Origin of the sequence: Vreelandella glaciei (assembly GCF_013415125.1) — a bacterium.
Classification (GTDB): Bacteria; Pseudomonadota; Gammaproteobacteria; order Pseudomonadales; family Halomonadaceae; genus Vreelandella; species Vreelandella glaciei.
The window spans coordinates 1-14836 of the sequence record NZ_JACCDE010000042.1; the positions used below are offsets into that span (position 1 = coordinate 1).

The window sequence follows — 14836 nt, forward strand, 5'->3', positions numbered from 1 at the left end:
CCGCTTTTGCTTCCGCTTCGGTGGCTTTTTCGACACCGCCTAGCTTTGTTTCCGTTGATGCGGGCAGGCGTTCAGCGGGCATCGTGCCTGCGTTTAGATTGCTCGCATCGCGGTAATAATTCCCTTCCTGACCGTCGAGCTGGTCGGCATCCATGCCTGAGCCCGTACCGCCGTTCCCGGTGTGGTACATTTTTCGCCAGCCCCCCCAGGTGCCTACTTCAAACCCCGTTGATTTGAAATACAGCTCGGGTTCGTTGCTGCTGCCTGACGATGACGCCGCGATCCACACCGCGCGATTACCCCCACGATCTAGCCGGATAGCCCCACCGCCGCCGACGCTCGGGGCGTTTTCTGTTTCAGACTCGCTCCAGCGATAGAACCCCGCGCGGATGGTGCTGTTGTGAAAGTTGGGCAAAAGCGGTTGCTCGTATGTATTCCCTGCTACCCCCAGCCCAAACTGTTGGAACGCGGCTAGCACCCCCGCGGCGTCAGGAAATTTATTATTACTTCCCGCTTTGGCTTCGGCTTCGGTGGCTTTTTCTACGACCCCTTTTGTCGTTTCGGTCGCCGGGGGATTGCTGAAGGTGACGTCGCCAAAAGTGAGCGATGCGGCGGCGATGTCGGCGAAAACGACATCGGTGGTCAGCAGTAGCGTTGTCTCTGACGATTTTTCAATGATGGGCGCGGCTTGTCCGTAGACCGCAAACAGGGTGCCAAACTCGGTGATTAAACCGAATCCCCGCACGGTGTATGCGTCGCTGCCTTCGTCTTTTGCTGTAACGCTGATGGTGTCAGGCGCAACAACTTCCCCGGCGATGCTGGCCACCCGCTTGATTTCACCTGGCAGCACCGTTTGCTGTTCCGACGGCGCAAAGGCGGTTGCGGTAAAGGCGATGTGTGTAATCTCTACGGGTTTGGTACCGGTGTTCGCGGCGTTGATAATTTCTGCGCGCCCCGCGTCGGTGACAGTGATTTTGAGCGCCATTTTATCCCTCGGTATGTAAGCGTCTATATATCGTTGGTCGGGCGACGGCATACGTGCCTATCTCGCCGTCGGCGGCGATGCCTGCAATCAGCGTGAAGTGAGAACGCACGGGCTTTACGCGCCGCACTTCTTGAATGATGTCGTTTTGGAGTTCGGCAGCGTTGTTGTCGGCGCGGACGGTGAGCACTAGCTCGAACGTGTGGGGTGGGCCCTTGGGCTCTGTTTGCCACCATTCGCGGATGGCCACGCCTGCACCGAAGGATTCGACGACGCGGCGGACTGATTGTGCGGTGCCGCGGCGGCGGTGGATCTCGACGGCTTGCCGGATCCGCTCGCGCTTGATTTGTTCTGACCAGTAGGGCTTCCAGGCGGCGACGCCGAGCGACCATGCTAGCCAGGGGAGCAGCGGCGCGGGGCAGGTGTCGGGGTTCCATAGCTCGCGGAGCGGGGTGGGCACATCGGACACGCGGGCGGCAACTGCCGATAGACCGCGCTCTAATTTGCTGGCGTTGGGGGGTAGTAGGTGGTTATTCATCGACGCCCCCATTGGCAATGGCAATGGCGGTGCAGTAGGCGGCTTGCTGGCGATCCACGGTTATCGTTTGCGTGGGGCTTTCGAGTTCGACGCGCTGAACACCGGCGCGGTGTAGGGCGGCGTAAACGCCGGAGAGGGTGATATCCATGCCGAGGCGGTGTTGCTTGTCGACGTATTTTTGGGCTTCGGCTTGGGCTTCGGCTAATACGACGTCGCTATCCGGCCCTGGGTAGAAAAAGAGCGCGGCGTCAATGGTGTATTCGATGATATCGACGCCTTGAACGATGACGTGGTCGGTGAGCGGGCGGACATCTTCGGCGCTGACGGCGGCGTCGACGGTTTCGAGCAGCTCGGGCGTGGGGGTTCCGTTGCCTTCGCGGGCGAGGACGGTTAGCACGACATCGCCGGGCGTGGGGCTGGTGGCACTGGCGTCTAGCACGCTGCCGCTGGCTGAGAGGGCGTGGAATATGTAGGCGCCTTCTGGCCCTGCCGTTGATAGGCCTTCGAGGGATAGCAGGATGCGGCGACGGAAGTCGGCGTTGGTCTCAAATGCAGGCGGTACCGGGGGGATGGCGTCGGGGTCGCCCGCATCGGTTTGTAGCCGGTTGACGTTGAAGAGGGCGCCGAGGTTGTCGAGGTCTTCTTCTTCGGCGTAGGCGAGCATGACGGCGCGGGCGGCTTCGTTGACGCGCTGGCGTACTAGCATTTCGCGGTAGGCGGCTACTTCTAGAATTTTGTAGATAGGGTCGGATTCTGCCGGGACGTCAAACTCGGGGTAGCGGTAGGCGAGGTCGTCGAGTAGCTCGGCGAGAATTGATTCGTAGTCGATATTTTCGACAATGCGGGGTACGGGGAGCTGAGATAAATCTATTGCATTGCTCATAGTGGCCCTTGTGTGTTGCCACCGCCGGTTTGAACGCCGCCGTGGACGTGGTCGCTGCCGACGTTTTTGCCGTTGTGTGTTTTGGTGCCGCCGACCTGGGTGTCGCTGCCTTGGCGTTGCATATCGCCTTGGTGATTGATGTTGCCGACCCATTGGGTGCCGCCGGGGGCGTGTATCTCGATGGAGCCCGGTAGGTTTATGCGCAGCACGCTGTTGGCGTGGTCGTATTCGAACAGGCCGCTATCGGGAAATAGACGGCTGATGACGCCGGGGTCGTTGCTGGGCGGCTGGGCGCTGAGCTGGAATAGACTGGGCATGGCGATGCCGTTGGATAGGTCGCCGCCGGGCGAAAGGATCATTACCTGTTCGCCGACGGTGGGCGGGTTCCAATCGCGGGTAGTGCCCGCGCGGCCACCGGCCCAGGGTAGCCAGCCGGTGAGCAGCTTTCCTGAGCGTACGCGCACGGCGGGGAGGCGCTCATTGGGCGCGCCGTGATCCACTTCGGCGATGGCACCAACGCGGAGTAGGTTTTCGATCAATCTGAGTAGTTCGGCGACGTTGTTCATGCCGCCAATGGTGTGAGCCTTACGCGCGTGTGGGTAGCGGCGGGCGTTGTGCCAGCCGCTTTGGACAATTGATGGGGTTTAGTTGGGCGGGGTGAGGTGGTTTAAGACACTGTCGGCGATGCGGTCGGCGTCTTTTGCGGTGATACCGATTAGCTCGCGGCGGGCGTAATGGTGTTGCGGGCCGCCGCGCTCTACGCGATCCCGCAATCCGTAGTGGTGCACGCGGGCGATGCGGGCGACGCGACCGAGGAATCCGACTTCGGCGGCGTCGGCATTGGTTTTTAGGCGTAGGTATTTGGCGGTTCGGATCTTCGTGAACATGGCTTTGCGACGGATGCGACCGCTTCGCCCGCGTAGTTCGGTGCGGGGTTCAAACGGCGTGCCGTCGGGGTTGGTTTGGGCTTTGATGCGCTCGCGGTTGGCGATGCGTAGGTCGCGGGCGACTTCGCGGGCTAATACGCGGCGCTCTTTTGTTCCGAGCTTGTTGATGAGCGGGGTTAGCCATTCTTCTAGTTGTTGGAGTTCGTCACTCATGGGCTATTCCACTCGGCTTCGAGGGTGTAGTCGGCGTCGCCTGGGTGTTTGATGTTGAGTTGCCAATGAGTGGCCGGGCAGGCGTCGGCGGGGTATTCGGGCATGCGGTGGTGGGCGTCGATGCTGCCTGTTTCGCAATCCACTTTTGCGACGACGCGCTCGGTGAGGCGGACGGTTATGGCTAGGTCCCAATGGGTGTTGTTGAGGATCTCGGCCTCGATCTGTACGGCGTCGTCTTCAACTAGATTGGGCTCGTAGGTGTTGAGCCATTGCAGCAGGGGGATCATGACCGTATCAGGTGAGCCGGTGTAGTCCTGAATGATGACCTGTGCGTCGAATCGGTATTCGTGGCTGAGCGTGGTTCCGCGCGAGAATTTTATACTGCCGTCGTTGACGAACGTTAAGAGCTGTTCGGGGTTGCGCTTAAGCTCGGGCACGGATGCTAGCAGGTGTTGGCGTAGGGCTTGGAGTTTGATCATTGGGTGTTTTCTTCTTCGCTGGGCAGCGGGGTTAGGCCTAGGGCGGTGATGTGCTGCCGGGCGCCTTCGAGACTGTCGCCCTTAATGACCGCGATGATGTCCGGCGTTGCCTTTTCCGGGGCGTTTAGCGTGCCGATGCGGAGCCGTTGCTGGGCGCGGGATGCGGAGGCTAGCTCCGCATGGGCGGCAAAGCTGGGTGGTTGCAGCGGCTGCGCGGCGGCGATGGTGAACACGGGTTTTACGACGGTGCTGCATACGCTGTAGTGATTGCCTGCGAGGTCTTGATAACGGGGCTCGCCGAATGTTTTATCGTCTGCTGCTGATTCGCCGAGGATGAGGGCGATTTGATTGGCGTCGTTTATGTGGGCCTTGGGAACGGCGATAGTGACGCGGTCGGTGTATTCGGTGGTGTTCATAGTGCGACTCCTGCTAGCTGGGCGGCGTAGGTTTCGGTGAGTTCTCGTTCGCTTTCACTCATGACGCGGTAGGCCATCGCTAAGCCGTAAAATTTTCCGGAAAAGGGCTGATTGCCGTTGTTGGGGGCGGAAAACAGGCGGATAAAACCGCTGGACTGGACGGAACCGAATCCTGCCGGGACGCTGTTTTCTTGCTGTAGCGCGCGGTTGATAAACACGCGCACGCTCCCGGCGCTGGCATCGTATTCAATGGACATGATGCGCGGCCCTTCGGGGTAGGGAATGCTAAAAGCGACAACCCCCCCTTGTCCGTCATCTAAATAAACATAATCCGGCCGGATAAAGAATCCGGGCACGGTGCCCGCCTCTCCGGTACCGCGGTTGCCAAACAGCCGCTGATTGCTGCCGGTGTCAGTAGCGGATAGCGCTATCACGATCGTAAACGAGCCAATTTCGCTTACTACGGGTATGTCAAGATGGTCATTGATCCCGTCTGGTAGTAACCACTGCAGACCATTATCGGCCTGATACGGCGGCCGCGCCGCGGCGACGGGCTGTACGGCTGATTGACTGCCGGGGATGACGCTGCGTAGGCGGCCGACGGGGTCGCCGGTGGCGGTTACCGGCGTTTGAATGAGGGTGTCTTGCCATAGATTTTGCTGATTTAAGACGATGGGCTTGGGTACCAGCAGCAACCCTTGGTTGCTGCCTGCAAAGGCGTTTTGAATGACTTTTTCGAGCGGGTCGCCTCCGTGCAGGTTTGAGATAAATCGCTCGACATCGGTTAGTAGGTTGCCGAAGCCGCCCTCCACTTCTAGGTAGCCCCACATGCGTCCTGATGAGGGAATGTTGGCGTGTATGAACGGGGTGATGTCGCCTTCGAAGGGGGCGCAATTTAAGGCGACGCCGGTGGCGGGTAATGATGAGACTTGACGATTCAGCGTTATTGTATTGCCGGAAAATGCTTCGCGGTTAACGCGAATACTCCCGCCGCCGGTTATCGCGCTGCTTTCAATTTCTGGGTGGTGCCTGCCCGCAAACGCGCCTGACGCCGTTCTCGACCGGAATGCTCCGTACCCTGCGCCTCCCCACTGCGCCGAGATGGCAATATCAAATGGGCTGGTGTATTCGGGGTTCCGCGTTAACGTCATGAAGCTACTGACGCCGTCGTATTCGATCCAGTGCTGGCCCGCTTCCGTGCGGTAGATGGGGCGGTTTGCGCTGACGGGCTGGATTAGATGGTTGTTATTGCCGGATAGGTCATTGATGCGCCCGACGGGGTCGCCGTTTTTGGTGACGGGTAGGTTTCCGGCGGCGTCCTTGAACATGTTGGCGGTGCCGAGCACCACGGGGTTGACGATGTAAAAAACGCCTTTTTTGCTGTTTTTAAATAGGTTTTCGATTAGGCGTTTTATCCGGGCGTTTTGGGGGTTGCCGTTTTTGATGGCGGCGGCGATGGCGTTGGTGATCGGCGAGGTGATCATCTGGCCGTCTTGGGTTTTTCCGATGAGTTCCATTATGGCGGTTCCGTGGGCGTCGGTGCTGATGGTGCGGCGGGTGCCGGTGATGGTGATACGCGGCTCCCAGCGACTGACGGCGATGACGGTGGCGGCGTAGACCTGCATTAGCAGCGCGTCTGTCATGGGCATGTCTAGCAGTTCGGGCACTAGGCTGCCGTATTCGCGTCGCATGACGCGCGAGCCAATGGGGGTGGTGATGATGTCGGCGATGCTCTGGCGGATGTGCTCGGCGCCTTCTAGCTGTTCGCCGGTGTTGATGTTCATGCCTGCCATTATTTTTTAAACACGCGGCGATAGGTGGTGGTGTCGTCGCTTTCGACCCATACGTTTAGCTCGGGGTTTGCTGCGCCGCTGAGGCTGACGCGTATGGTGAGGGGGGCGGCGTTGAGTAGGTGTAGGCCGGGGCCTTCTAACACGCCGCCGCTGATGGGTAGCCAGCCGCTTTTATCGGGGAGCTGAGCCTCTACCGTTACCGTGCCGCCGCCTAGGTTGCCCGCGACGTAGATGTTGAGCATCTGGCCGGGGTGGCGGTATTCGTTGCTCGTGCCGTTTTCGGTTTGGTTGTTGAGCAGTTTCATGGGGTTCCCTCTAATACATCGACTAGGCCGTTGTGGCGGATTGCGCAGCGGTGATATTCGGCGGCCCATTCGCGCATGGTGAGCGTGACATCTTCGCCGGTGCCGGTGGTGAGCAGGGGCAACACGCTAGGGCAGCGCTGCATTAGGTTCTGTTGCTTCGGGCTGGGTTCCGGTGGCGGCGTGGTTGAGCAGGCTGATAACGCTAGGCTCAAGGCAAACGCGCTGGTAAATCGGCTTTTGAATTTCACGGATGATTCCCCTATCGATTACCCGTTCGTTGGCCTGCAATTCGCCCAGGCGTGCTTCTACGTGGGCGGCGATCTTTGACTCGCGCTGCATGCTTGCGTCGATTGCCTGTTGGGCGGCGCGTTCGGCGGTGAGGGCGTGGCTGTCGTTTTGCCAGTTGGCGACTTGGTAGCCCGCGGCGAAGGCTGCAACCACTCCCGCCGCCGCTGCTGTAAGAATGATTTTGTTCATGCTGCCAGCCTCATGCCTTGATCGTGGCGGCGGTAGGCGGCGGCTAGCTTGGTGTCGTAGTCGTTGGCGGCGTAGTTGGGGCCGTTGTAGCGGCTGGCGAACCCTGCCCAATCGTGGCGGCGTAACGCAGCGTGTATGCCTTTGTCTTTTTCGACGAAGCGGACGAAGGCGCCTAGCTGGTTGGCTTCGTTGATGGCCATATCGGCGGCGTAATTTTCGGCGGATTCGTAACCCAGGCGCTTCCAGTGGAAACCCATGATTTGAAAGAGCCCCCAGCTTGCGGACTCAATCGACGCGGCGGTGTGGATCTCGCCCGCGCGTTCGCGGCGGTTGTGTTCGCGGTAGCCGCCGACATAGCCGCCGGGGCTGCCGTTGACAATATCGGGCTGGGCGCGCTGGTACGGTAGCGGGTTGATGCCGTGGTGCTGTAACTGGCGGCGCATGATGTGGCGTTCGAAGAGGATGATGGGCACGCCGTTACGCGGGCCTCCGAAGTGGAAACCGTTACCGCGGCTTTCAACTTCGTTGACGGCCATCACGGCGGCTAGCTCTACATTTAGCCGGTCGGCTGCGTCGACTAGATCAATTTGCCTCAGTAGCCGTTCGTTTTTCTGGCCATGGAGAAGGGCGCGCGTTTTGGGGCCTGCGATGCCGTCGGTGACCAGACCTTGCGAGCGCTGGTAGCTGCGGACGGCTTGCTCGGTTTGCGGGCCGAAGTGGCCGTCGACGCTAACGGAGTAACCAGCGGCGGTTAGCTCGCGCTGCAGGGCGGTGACACTTGGGCCGATGGAGCCTTGGCGTAGCAACATTTTATTGCCTCCGGAGTGGGCGGATTAGGTGGGCGACGTTGCCGCCGGTGCGGATTAGGGCGATGGCCAGGGCGACCATGGCGGCGGCGATTAGCCAGCGGGCGGCGTCGCTTGGCGGTGGGCCGAATATCGCGGCGCAGGTGGTGGCGACGATGATTAGCCATGCGGTAACGGCGACGCCTGGGCGGTAGCGGCCGTGGCGGCGAAAGGTGATTAGCCGGGCTATGACGACGAGCGCGGCGGCGATGGTGATGATGTAGGCGATGGCCATGCTTACCTCCCAAGCCATTTTTTGAGGTCGAGCGTTTTGGCGCCTTCGATGACTCTTAGGCCTGCGGTGACGGAGACGGCCGAGGCGATGAAGGCGGCGACGGCGGTGTGCTCGATGACGCCGCCGAGGGTGTCGGGGCCGCCGAGATAGCCGATTAGGAATGAAATCAGCAGGTAGACGAGGCGCTCGACGATGGTTAGGTCTTTCGCGCTGATGACGAATAGCGTGGCGCCGCAAAAAGCGCCTACTACTGCGTTTGCGTCGATGCCGGGTAGCATGCCGATGACCAACGCGGCGAGCGATGCGGTTCCGGCGGCGACGGCGGTTGATGGTTCGGCCATGGGTTCCCCTTCGTTTTTTCTCAGCTCCAAAGCTGAATTTTTGGCTTTTTGGTTTCGCGGGTTTCCGGTGGCGGCGGTAGCGTGACCGGTGTCCCTTCTTTGAGCACCGGGCCTTGGTCGGCGAGGTGCGGGTTTAGCTGCAGCGTTTGTTCGGTAATCGCGGCGGTTTTGCCGTAGACGCGGTAGAGCAGGGCGTCGAGTGTTTCGCCCTGGTGGGCGCGCACTACTCGCTTCATATCAGCTCGACCGTGGTGTGGTTGCGGCCGGTGAGTTCTGCGATTGCCCAGCGGGCGTCGGCGCGGTAGTCATCGGCGGCTAGGTCTTTGGCTTCGCCGCGTTCGTCACCTTCGCCGGTGGCTGAGGCGTCGCGGTAGCGCTCTAAAAGGTCGGCTTGGGCCTGGGCGTAGACGGCGCGGTGGTAGAGCAAGTGCAGGTCGCCGGGGGTTTGCCAGTTCTCTGTTGGCACTTCGTCGATACTCGGCCGGCCGTTTTCTTGCTGGTCGGCTTGGTAGGCGGCTAGCTGACGGTTGATGTCGGCGATGGCGGCGCGGAGTGATTGACGGATGCGCGGCGGCGTGACGTTGTGGACGCGCTCTTCTTCGCGGAATGCGTTGGGGTCGATCTCGGGCCAAAAGCCGTTGTTGGCTATGGGCTCTAGCGTTGGGCTTGGCGGGTTGGTGTCGTGGGCGATCATGCTGGCCACCTGTTAAAGAAGGGGGTGGATCACTTCGCGCGAGGCTGAAAGCCCTTGCTTAGCGATGCCCCCTTGCCGTCGGGGTGCGACTCGGTTGGCGGTCAGGCGGTTGCCTGTTCGCCCTGTTTTTTGATTGCGCTTTCTAGATTTTTGATGTCTTGCTTTACGCCAATTTTTTCATCTAGCTCTAGGGCGCGCTTTAACTGGCTAAGCGCGCCTTCGGCGTCTTCTGCCGCGCGAAGGGCGTAGCCGTAGCTTTTGTGTACTTTGGCTTTGATCTCATCGTGCATATCGGCATCGCCGACGATGGCGACGCAGCGAGCCATAACGTTGGCTAAGCTGTCGGCGTCGGCATCTTCTTTGGTTAGCTGGACTTTGACGCCTTCGGCGATCTCTTCGGCTAGTACGCTTACGGTGTCGCGAGCGTAGCGGTCGGGTGTGTCGAGGTTGTGCTTCACGGCGTAGGCCCCAATTTGCAGCGCTGTTTCGTAATCGCCGATGTCGATGCACCAGATCATGAGCGTCATTAAGACGCTATCTTTTGCGCCTTTGCCTTCGGCTAGCACGCCAGTGATGTAGGGCATGAAGTCGGGCAATAGCTCGCGCTTTTTCTCGACCTTGGCTTCAATCGATTTGATTGTTTTTAGGGTTCGGGTTGCTTCGTAAAGCGCGCGGGCGTGGAGTTCGTATTGCTCGCCTTGTTGCTGCTCGCCTGGGGTGGCGGTGCCCGCCGCTTTCGCGGCGGATACCTGTTCGAAGTGTCTACGGGCTGGGCTTTTCATGGGTTCCCCTTATGCGGCTGGCTCAGCTTCGGTGATTCCTTCCACCAAGCAGCCCATGCCGTAGTCTTCAATGACGTAGGCGTCGTTTGAGCTTTCGTAGTTTTCAATACGGTTGCGCTTGGGGTTGTCCATGACGTAACGGCGGCGGCTGCCTAGCTGCCAGTACAAGGATAGGTTTTCCAGCGTAGTGATGAAGACACCGCCGTCAGGGAAATAAGGGGCTCGAACGGCTGGCAGGCCACCTACACGCTTCTGACTAATGATTAGGTCAAGCGCTCGGTTTTCGGTCGGTGTTTCTGCATGCTGCTGGATCAATGGGAAATATTTATCCGCTAGCATTTTGCGGCCCATAACTACGACTAGGTTGGTGCCTTCGCGATGCCATGGGTCGATCATTTCGTTGACTGCGTCGAACACCAGTGCGTCAAGGTTTGCGTAGTCGCCACCGGGGCCAATTGTTACGCCCGATAGCACGCGGGCGGCGGCGTGGATGCGGTATTTTTGCAACCAGCCAATGTTTACATCTTGCAGTAACGGGTTGGCGGTGCGATCCGTTTCAGCGGCGGCACTGGTGCCGTTAAAGCCGATCATGATGCGGTCGAGTGCTTGACGCTGCAGAATTGCGTTACGGATGCGCGCCTGGAAGTCGGGGAAGCGTGACCATGCATCTAGCCGTGCCCATGGGATATGGGTGTCAAATTCTGTGCCGACAGCTTCATAGCTGTTGTCGCTTAGCTCAGTAACGTCGCGCGTCGCACGTTCGTTTTGGTCTACGTTGGTGCGGCCAGCGATGGGGCCGGATACACCAAGGCCGACTTTCTGCCCCTTGATCTCATCGACGCCAACCATGTTGATGCTGGACAGAAACTCGCTTGTATCCTGCATGCGGGTTTCGAGCGTTTGTTGGACGCTGGGCGTGACGTTGAATTGCTCGCTGGTGTTCTCGACATCGTTGAGGGTCGCGAGCTTCGTTTTGAATCGGTTGAACGCTTTACGTGTATCGGTGCGCATTTGTGTTATCCCTTGAATTTAGTGGCTCTGACTAGCGGCTATTGGCTAGCGGTGGTTAGCAGTCGGTTTCTTCTTCACCGCTTGCGCCAGTTGCCGGGGCGCGCCGTGAGGTATCGGGTGTGTTGTCGAGCTTGGTGAACAGTTCATCGAAGCTCTTTTTCAACGCGTCGTGATCGGTTTTGAGCTGGCTGAACTGTTCGGCGGTGGGGCGGTTTTCGACTTCGGTGCTTAGCGCGTCGAACCGCTGGGCAAACTCTGAAAACGCGCCTTTGATATCAGCGCCGAACGCCTCAAAACCCTTGTTGGTTTTGGTGTCTTGACGGCTGAACAGGTTTTTTACGAAGTCGCCGATGCCGGGCTTGGGGGTTTCTTCTTCTTCGAAGTCGAGTTCTACTTCCACCGCTTCGGTGAATAGGTTTTCAGCGTGTTGCTTTCGGCTGGCCAGTGGTGATTTATCTCCCGCTTCGCGGCTGAACTTCATCATTTCGGTACCCAGGCTGGCCGGGCTGTCGGTGACTGCTAGGCCTTCTAGGTATGCTTGGTCGGTGTCGCCAAACTTGTGGTTAATTTCAATCGAGCTGTAGACCTTTTGGCGCTTTTTGTTCATCGCCTTGAGTTCGTCGGTGGGGTCGATTTCGGCGAACAGGGCTAGCTTGCCGTCTTCCACTTCTTTTGCTTCCAGCGAGATGACGTCGCCCATTGCCCCAAAAGCGCTATCGGGGCCAATGCCACGGATATGCTCAATCCATACGCGTGCACCGTATTTTGCGGGGTCGTAGTTGTCGGCCATTTGCTGAATCCATTCGCGCTGGATCTCTCGGCCATCGGTGGTAGCGCCTTGGGTAGCGACGCGGAATTTTTTAGTTTTTCCAGCCATGTTGGGCATCCTGAGCGGGTTTGCTGAGTAATAGCGCTCAGGTTCCGCGCGTAAGCCTTCCGGCTCAACGGTTGCGCGTTGTGCGGGGCGGGCATGACAAAGCGGGGCAGGCGTGGGCATCGCGCGCGGCGGGTACGCTGGCGGCATGACGACGACAGCACCCGACCCGATCCCTAGCGCTACTGATTCCCCGCGCATGACTGCCCGCCACTTGTATTGGCAGGGGTGGCGGGTTGCGCGCATTGCTGAGGAAATTGGCGAGAAACCGGCGACGGTGCATAGCTGGAAGGCGCGCGACCGTTGGGAAGATAAAACGCCCACCGAGCGTGTGGAGTACACGCTTGAAGCGCGCATGGTTCAACTGGTGGCTAAGCCGAAAAAAGAGCCAATCGACTTTAAAGAGATTGATTTGCTCGGGCGGCAATTGGAGCGGCTAGCCAGGGTTCGCAAGTATGACGAAACCGGCAACGAGGCGGATCTAAACCCGAATATCGAGGCGCGCAACGCTGGTCCGAAAAAGAAGGCGAAACGTAACGCGTTGGATGATGAGCAGGTCGAGGCGCTTGAAGCGGCGTTCTTGGATTCGCTGTTTGAGTATCAGGCGGTTTGGAATGAGGCGGGGCAGAAGCACCGCATTCGCAACATTCTCAAAAGCCGCCAGATTGGGGCGACTTGGTATTTCGCCCGCGAGGCTATCGTCGATGCGTTCAAGCATGGGCGTAATAAGATTTTCCTTTCTGCCAGCCGTGCCCAGGCGCATATCTTCCGCAATTACATTATTCAGTTCGTTAAAGAGGTCTGCGACGTCGAGCTGAAAGGTGACCCGATTGTTTTAGATAACGGCGCCGAGCTGCACTTCCTGGGTACCAACAGCAAGACGGCCCAGGGTTATCACGGTGACGTTTATCTCGATGAGTATTTCTGGATTCATCGCTTTGCTGAGTTCCGGAAGGTCACCAGCGGCATGGCCATGCACAAAAAATGGCGGCAAACGTATTTTTCGACGCCGTCGAGTGTGGGTCATGAGGGTTACCCATTCTGGAATGGGGATCTGTTCAATAAGCGGCGCAAAAAATCCGAGCGCCAAGAGTTTGATGTTTCTCACGATGCGTTGAAAAACGGCAAGCTCTGCCCCGATGGCCATTGGCGGCAGATTGTGACCGTGATGGATGCTATCGCGGGCGGCTGTGACCTGTTCGACCTTGATCAACTGCGACTCGAGTACTCGGCGGATGAGTTCGACAACTTGCTGATGTGTGGGTTTGTCGATGATTCGCAAAGCGCTTTCCCGTTGACCGTGATGAAGAGCTGCATGGTCGATAGCTGGGAGGTTTGGGACGACTACCGGCCCTTTGCCCCACGACCGGTGGGTGATCGGGAAGTGTGGATCGGTTACGACCCGACCGGCACCGGGGAGGATGGCGACGGCGCCGGGCTGGTGGTGGTGCTTCCCGCGCGTAGCAGCGAGGAAAAGCACCGCGTGCTGGAACGGCATCGGCTCAAAGGCCAGGACTACGAAAAGCAGGCCGATTTCATCAAGGCTTTCCGCGACAAATACAACATCGGGCATATCGGCATTGATACCACCGGCATAGGTGGTGCGGTGGCTGAGTATGTCGAAAAGTGGTTCCCCACGGTTATCCGGTACCGGTATGACGTCGCGCTAAAAACTCAAATGGTGCTGCAGGCTCAGCAGATCATCCGCAAAGAGCGGCTGGAATTCGATGCGGGTTGGTCGGATCTCGCCGCTTCGTTTATGTCGATCAAAAAAGAGCTGACCAAAAGCGGTCAGCAATTCACCTATACAAGCGGGCGCAATAAAGCGACCGGCCACGCGGATCTCGCGTGGGCGACCATGCATGCGCTGCAGTTTGAACCCATCGACGGCCCGGCCGAAGAGGGCACCGGCAAATCACTAATGGAGATGTACGAATGACCACTACCGCTGCGGCTAAGCCGCGCCACCGCGTGTATGCCTATGAGACTGACAAGGCCGCCCCAGCGGTGGCCACCGACAGCGGGAGAATGGAGGCGTTTACTTTTGGCGACCCCGAGCCGGTTACTTCAATGCGTGACGTTTGGTATGAGGGGGTTTGGCTTACGCCGGATGAGTGGTATGAGCCGCCGATCCCGCTGAGCGTGCTGGCAAAGAGCTATCGGGCAACGCCGCACCATGGCAGTGCGTTGCAGGTTAAGCGAAATATTTTGCTTAAGACGTTCATTCCCCACCCGATGTTATCCCGGCGCGACTTTAGCGGTGTGGCTCTGGATTACCTGACGTTTGGCAATGGCTACTTGGAAGAGGTTTTCGGGCGACTAGGTCGGCGGCTTAAATTGGAGCACCGGTTAAGCAAGTATATGCGGCGGGGTGATAACGACCGTTATTGGTGGATACCCAACTATATGGAGCGGGTAGAAATGCCCGAGGGTCGAATCATTCACCTGTTAGAGCCTGACATTGATCAAAGCATATACGGGGTGCCGGACTATATCGGCTCACTGCAAAGCGCCTGGTTAAACGAGAGCGCGACGCTGTTCCGGCGCCGGTACTATCTGAACGGCTCGCACGCTGGTTTTATCATGTACGTGAATGATGCCGCCCACGATCAGAAAGACATCGACGATATGCGCAAAGCACTTAAAGACAGCAAGGGGCCGGGCAACTTCCGGAACCTGTTTCTTTACTCGCCGAGGGGTAAGAAGGATGGCGTTCAGATTATCCCGGTGTCTGAGGTAGCGGCTAAAGACGAGTTCTACAACATTAAGAACATCACACGCGACGACCAGCTCGCCGGTCATCGCATCCCGCCCCAGTTGATGGGCATCATTCCGCAAAATACAGGCGGATTTGGTGACATCGAGAAAGCCGCGCGGGTATTTGTGGCCAACGAGCTGGAACCACTTCAGGCGACCATGAGAGAGATCAACGAGCATGTTGGCGAAGAGGTGGTGAAGTTCGACCCGTACAGCTTAGAGGTTGATTCACAGGCATAAAAAAAGCGCCTGGCTAACCAGGCGCACCGCTCATCCCATCCTTGAGTATCTGGGCATCCCGGCCCGTAAGCGACACCGGCATAA

The 14836-nt window shown here is 58.8% G+C and carries 21 protein-coding genes; 2 read left to right on the forward strand and 19 right to left on the reverse strand.

Translation table 11 applies throughout. From position 1 onward, the window contains the following. From HZS80_RS20780 to HZS80_RS20870, 19 genes are all read right to left on the reverse strand, one after another. Window positions 1-985: phage tail protein (locus tag HZS80_RS20780; protein ID WP_218927802.1), on the reverse strand; the 985-nt coding region annotated here is incomplete at its 3' end. Window position 986: 1 nt separating this feature from the next. Next, on the reverse strand, window positions 987-1520 hold the full coding sequence (locus HZS80_RS20785) for a phage tail protein I (protein ID WP_179917180.1): 534 nt from the start codon (window positions 1518-1520) through the stop codon (window positions 987-989). Further along, on the reverse strand, window positions 1513-2403 hold the full coding sequence (locus HZS80_RS20790) for a baseplate assembly protein (protein ID WP_179917181.1): 891 nt from the start codon (window positions 2401-2403) through the stop codon (window positions 1513-1515). Before HZS80_RS20790 ends, HZS80_RS20785 begins: the two co-directional genes overlap by 8 nt. Next, window positions 2400-2969, reverse strand: a complete 570-nt coding sequence (locus HZS80_RS20795) for a phage baseplate assembly protein V (protein ID WP_179917182.1) — start codon at window positions 2967-2969, stop codon at window positions 2400-2402. Before HZS80_RS20795 ends, HZS80_RS20790 begins: the two co-directional genes overlap by 4 nt. A 78-nt stretch (window positions 2970-3047) precedes the next feature. After that, window positions 3048-3503 (reverse strand): phage virion morphogenesis protein, encoded by a 456-nt coding sequence (locus tag HZS80_RS20800; RefSeq protein WP_179917183.1) that lies wholly within the window; start codon window positions 3501-3503, stop codon window positions 3048-3050. Continuing rightward, entirely contained in the window at window positions 3500-3982 is a 483-nt protein-coding gene (locus HZS80_RS20805) for a phage tail protein (protein ID WP_179917184.1), read from the reverse strand. The genes HZS80_RS20800 and HZS80_RS20805 overlap by 4 nt, the downstream gene beginning before the upstream one ends. Continuing rightward, entirely contained in the window at window positions 3979-4398 is a 420-nt protein-coding gene (locus HZS80_RS20810) for a hypothetical protein (protein ID WP_179917185.1), read from the reverse strand. Before HZS80_RS20810 ends, HZS80_RS20805 begins: the two co-directional genes overlap by 4 nt. Beyond that, entirely contained in the window at window positions 4395-6182 is a 1788-nt protein-coding gene (locus HZS80_RS20815) for a GPW/gp25 family protein (protein ID WP_218927803.1), read from the reverse strand. The genes HZS80_RS20810 and HZS80_RS20815 overlap by 4 nt, the downstream gene beginning before the upstream one ends. Before the next feature lie 8 nt (window positions 6183-6190). Next, a complete protein-coding gene (locus tag HZS80_RS20820) occupies window positions 6191-6496 on the reverse strand; it encodes a hypothetical protein (RefSeq protein ID WP_179917187.1) in 306 nt (101 codons plus the stop codon). Further along, window positions 6493-6708: an Rz1-like lysis system protein LysC gene (lysC, locus tag HZS80_RS20825; RefSeq protein ID WP_422822379.1), complete on the reverse strand. Its 216-nt coding sequence runs from the start codon at window positions 6706-6708 to the stop codon at window positions 6493-6495. Before lysC ends, HZS80_RS20820 begins: the two co-directional genes overlap by 4 nt. Further along, a complete protein-coding gene (locus tag HZS80_RS20830; RefSeq protein ID WP_179917189.1) occupies window positions 6623-6973 on the reverse strand; it encodes a hypothetical protein in 351 nt (116 codons plus the stop codon). Before HZS80_RS20830 ends, lysC begins: the two co-directional genes overlap by 86 nt. After that, the gene (locus HZS80_RS20835; protein WP_179917190.1) at window positions 6970-7782 is read right to left on the reverse strand and encodes an N-acetylmuramidase domain-containing protein; all 813 of its coding nucleotides are present in this window, start codon (window positions 7780-7782) and stop codon (window positions 6970-6972) included. Before HZS80_RS20835 ends, HZS80_RS20830 begins: the two co-directional genes overlap by 4 nt. Before the next feature lies 1 nt (window position 7783). Further along, complete coding sequence (locus HZS80_RS20840) at window positions 7784-8071, reverse strand: phage holin family protein (protein WP_179917191.1); 288 nt, start codon at window positions 8069-8071, stop codon at window positions 7784-7786. Next, window positions 8056-8394, reverse strand: coding sequence for a putative holin (locus tag HZS80_RS20845; protein WP_179917192.1), 339 nt, complete (start codon window positions 8392-8394; stop codon window positions 8056-8058). Before HZS80_RS20845 ends, HZS80_RS20840 begins: the two co-directional genes overlap by 16 nt. Before the next feature lie 20 nt (window positions 8395-8414). Next, window positions 8415-8630, reverse strand: a complete 216-nt coding sequence (locus HZS80_RS23900) for a tail protein X (protein ID WP_179917193.1) — start codon at window positions 8628-8630, stop codon at window positions 8415-8417. Next, window positions 8627-9088 carry a head completion/stabilization protein gene (locus tag HZS80_RS20855; RefSeq protein WP_179917194.1) on the reverse strand — a complete coding sequence of 154 codons (462 nt, stop codon included), beginning with the start codon at window positions 9086-9088 and terminating at the stop codon, window positions 8627-8629. The genes HZS80_RS23900 and HZS80_RS20855 overlap by 4 nt, the downstream gene beginning before the upstream one ends. A gap of 101 nt (window positions 9089-9189) precedes the next feature. Then, complete coding sequence (gene gpM, locus HZS80_RS20860; RefSeq protein ID WP_179917195.1) at window positions 9190-9870, reverse strand: phage terminase small subunit; 681 nt, start codon at window positions 9868-9870, stop codon at window positions 9190-9192. Between the two features lie 9 nt (window positions 9871-9879). Then, window positions 9880-10881 (reverse strand): phage major capsid protein, P2 family, encoded by a 1002-nt coding sequence (locus HZS80_RS20865; RefSeq protein ID WP_179917196.1) that lies wholly within the window; start codon window positions 10879-10881, stop codon window positions 9880-9882. 55 nt (window positions 10882-10936) lie between these two features. Then, the gene (locus HZS80_RS20870; RefSeq protein WP_179917197.1) at window positions 10937-11758 is read right to left on the reverse strand and encodes a GPO family capsid scaffolding protein; all 822 of its coding nucleotides are present in this window, start codon (window positions 11756-11758) and stop codon (window positions 10937-10939) included. A 145-nt stretch (window positions 11759-11903) separates the two neighbouring features. Here HZS80_RS20870 and HZS80_RS20875 point away from each other — a divergent pair, with 145 nt between their 5' ends. Continuing rightward, entirely contained in the window at window positions 11904-13694 is a 1791-nt protein-coding gene (locus HZS80_RS20875; RefSeq protein ID WP_179917198.1) for a terminase large subunit domain-containing protein, read from the forward strand. Continuing rightward, window positions 13691-14752, forward strand: a complete 1062-nt coding sequence (locus tag HZS80_RS20880; RefSeq protein WP_179917199.1) for a phage portal protein — start codon at window positions 13691-13693, stop codon at window positions 14750-14752. Before HZS80_RS20875 ends, HZS80_RS20880 begins: the two co-directional genes overlap by 4 nt. Window positions 14753-14836: the final 84 nt, after the last annotated feature.